We start from the raw sequence: 2,723 nt of genomic DNA, 5'->3' as shown, positions 1-2,723 counted from the left end.
ATATAAACTTAATATTTGAAAAGATTACTGATTATAAAATACTTAAAAAAAACGCTATTATTATTCTTCATAGACACAAAAAAGAAGAAGATATTTTTCCAAAAAACTTCAAAATCATAGAAGAAAAAAAATATGGAATTTCAAAGATAATTTTTTTATCTAATTTAAGTTAAAATTTTTTTTGTTTCTTTCTTAATTAATTCAACAGCTGGTTGATCATAAGGGTTTAATTTTAGTGCCTTACCAAGTAAAATTGTTTCTAAAATAAAAAAGGAAAACAATTCCCCTAAAGTTTTTTCATCCCTTTTTTTAATTTCAAAACTTCTAAATGGTATATTTTTTTTCAAAAAAATATTTTCACTGGCTTTTTTTTGAGAATAAATAATTTTTGATATTGATTTATTTTTTAAGAATTTGTGTGATGGTAATATAATTTTATTATTTATTTTATTTGATTTTTTTTCATCAACATAAAAGAATGTATAAAAGTTATTTTGAAAACCATCTAAATAAAGTTGCATTACACTATGGTTATCTTTAGGCATATTTGACACTATCGGCAAAAGTCCTTTTTTTTTCTTACCTAAACTTTCTGCAACTAGTTGTTGATACCATTTAAATAAACTTTCAGACTTTTCGTCATAATTAATAATTATAGAATTAAATTTTCTTTTTTTAATATGATAAAGTATTGAACCAACATTGGTAATAAGTGAATTTAAAAACCTTCTATTTTTTATTAAAGAATTAAATTGTCTAAAATTTTTAGATTTTAAACCCATCAACTCGGCTGGCAACATTCCTACTTCAGATAAAACTGAATACCTTCCACCAATATAATTGTTATGATGAACGATTTCTCCTTTGAGATTTTCTGCTAATCGATAAAGATAATTCTTTTTGTTTTCGGTGACAAAAATATTTCTATTATTTTTCTTTATAATTATATTTGAATTTGTAATCGTCTCAATTGTATTTCCCGATTTTGACACGATTATATTAACAGTTTTTTTTTTACTTTGAGATAAAGTATTCTGAAGATTATCAATAAATAAAAAATTTTTTTTTATTTTATGTTGTAAAAATTCATAAATTGTTCGAGTTCCAAGTATTGAACCCCCCATTCCTATTATTCTGTAATTTGAAAATGCTTTATACTTATTAATTAAATTTTTTTTATAACTATCTTTATAATTTTTACTTAATGAGTTGAGTATCTCATTTTTATCATTAATAATTGATTTTAAATTTTTTCTTAATTTTAAAGACTTGTTTTTTTTTTTAAAATTAACAAAGCTAATACCCGAGGTTAGCATTAATTCTTAATTTTTTTTAATATTGACTGTTCTATATTCGAATTACCATCTTCAGCATTATTCATTTCAGCATTTTCATTGTTATTTTTTGTAACAAGATCTTTTATTTTATTTTCATTGGTCTCTGCCGCTTCATTGTTCTGATCAGGTACAGGCAAATCATTATAATCTGGAGGCATTACAAGTGGTGATTTTTTTTCGACTAGAAATTCATCGCTGCTTGACTTTTTTTGATTTGTAAATCCCTCTTTAAGTGTTGAGCATGAATAAAGAAATAAAATTAATTTTAAAAAAATTAATATTTTAAAGTATTTCATATTTATTGTTTTTATTATTACCAGTTATTTCAATTATTATCATGAAAATAACACCTAAAGTAATGAATATATCAGCCACATTAAATATGAACCAATGAAAATTTCCTATATGAAAATCTATAAAATCTGGAACAGCTCCATAAAATATACGGTCATAAACATTTCCTATTGCACCCCCCAAAATCATCATAAGTGAGAATTTTTTAATTCCATTACTTTTGGAAAGCATAAAAAATATAATTAAAATTATGATCAAAATTAAAAAAGTTAATGCATTGTAAAAAATTTTTTCATTAAAAGATAATAAGCCAAATGCAATTCCATCATTCCAGATAAGCCTAATATTTAAAAATTTTGACGAAAGTAATTCAGATCCTAAAAATTTCTTATCTAGATAAATTACATAAATTTTAGAAAGTCTATCAAGTAAAAATATTGAAAAAACTAATAATAAACTGATTATAAAACTTTTTCTTAAAATTTTTTCAATCATTAGGGGTGCCTAGGACAAGGGCCCTCATTTATTTTCCAACAAACTGGACACTTAGTTCCCTTTGCTTTACTAGTGATTGCGGTTGTCTCAACATCTTCATTGTAACTAACTTCAGCTTTTGAAGTAATGCACAATTCTGAAAAATCAATATTACTAGTTACCTTTTGTAATTTTTGATTTAAATTTATTTTTAAGTCTGCCTCCAAGCTTGACCCAATTTCTTTACTAGCTCTTTTTTCCTCAATACTTATATTGCAAATATTTCTAATTTTTATTAATTCACTCCATTTTTCACTAAGTTTTTCGTTTTTAAATTTATCAGGATATTTATGGAATTTCTCTAGATGAATACTTTTTTGATCTTTAAACAATAAGTTAAAAATTTCTTCAGTTGTAAAAGATAAAATAGGGGCAAACCATTTTAATAAAGAGTTTAAAATTATATTAAGAAGTAAAATAGTCGATTTTCTTTTTTTTGAGTCCTTAGGATCACAATAAAGATTATCTTTTCTAATATCAAAATAAAAAGCAGACAAATCAACAGTACAAAAATTTAATAATTCTTTATATAAATTGTGAAAATCATAATTACTAAAA

4 protein-coding genes are annotated in these 2,723 nt (G+C 23.2%); all 4 read right to left on the bottom strand.

Annotated features, from left to right (window positions below):
• Positions 1-164: 164 nt before the first annotated feature.
• The gene (locus ACTT9Y_RS07110; protein WP_440933664.1) at positions 165-1,316 is read right to left on the bottom strand and encodes a glucose-6-phosphate isomerase; all 1,152 of its coding nucleotides are present in this window, start codon (positions 1,314-1,316) and stop codon (positions 165-167) included.
• The gene (locus tag ACTT9Y_RS07105; protein WP_440933663.1) at positions 1,316-1,633 is read right to left on the bottom strand and encodes a DUF3035 domain-containing protein; all 318 of its coding nucleotides are present in this window, start codon (positions 1,631-1,633) and stop codon (positions 1,316-1,318) included. The genes ACTT9Y_RS07110 and ACTT9Y_RS07105 overlap by 1 nt, the downstream gene beginning before the upstream one ends.
• The gene (gene lspA / locus ACTT9Y_RS07100; RefSeq protein WP_440933662.1) at positions 1,620-2,126 is read right to left on the bottom strand and encodes a signal peptidase II; all 507 of its coding nucleotides are present in this window, start codon (positions 2,124-2,126) and stop codon (positions 1,620-1,622) included. Before lspA ends, ACTT9Y_RS07105 begins: the two co-directional genes overlap by 14 nt.
• A partial coding sequence (locus tag ACTT9Y_RS07095) for a class I tRNA ligase family protein (protein WP_440933661.1) occupies positions 2,126-2,723 on the bottom strand: 598 nt, incomplete at its 5' end. The genes ACTT9Y_RS07095 and lspA, both read right to left, overlap by 1 nt.

The organism is Candidatus Pelagibacter sp. (genome assembly GCF_052049995.1).
In the GTDB taxonomy this organism is placed as follows: domain Bacteria; phylum Pseudomonadota; class Alphaproteobacteria; order Pelagibacterales; family Pelagibacteraceae; genus Pelagibacter.
The sequence above is the reverse complement of the archived record's forward strand: the minus strand, read 5'-3'. Positions and strand labels throughout refer to the sequence as shown.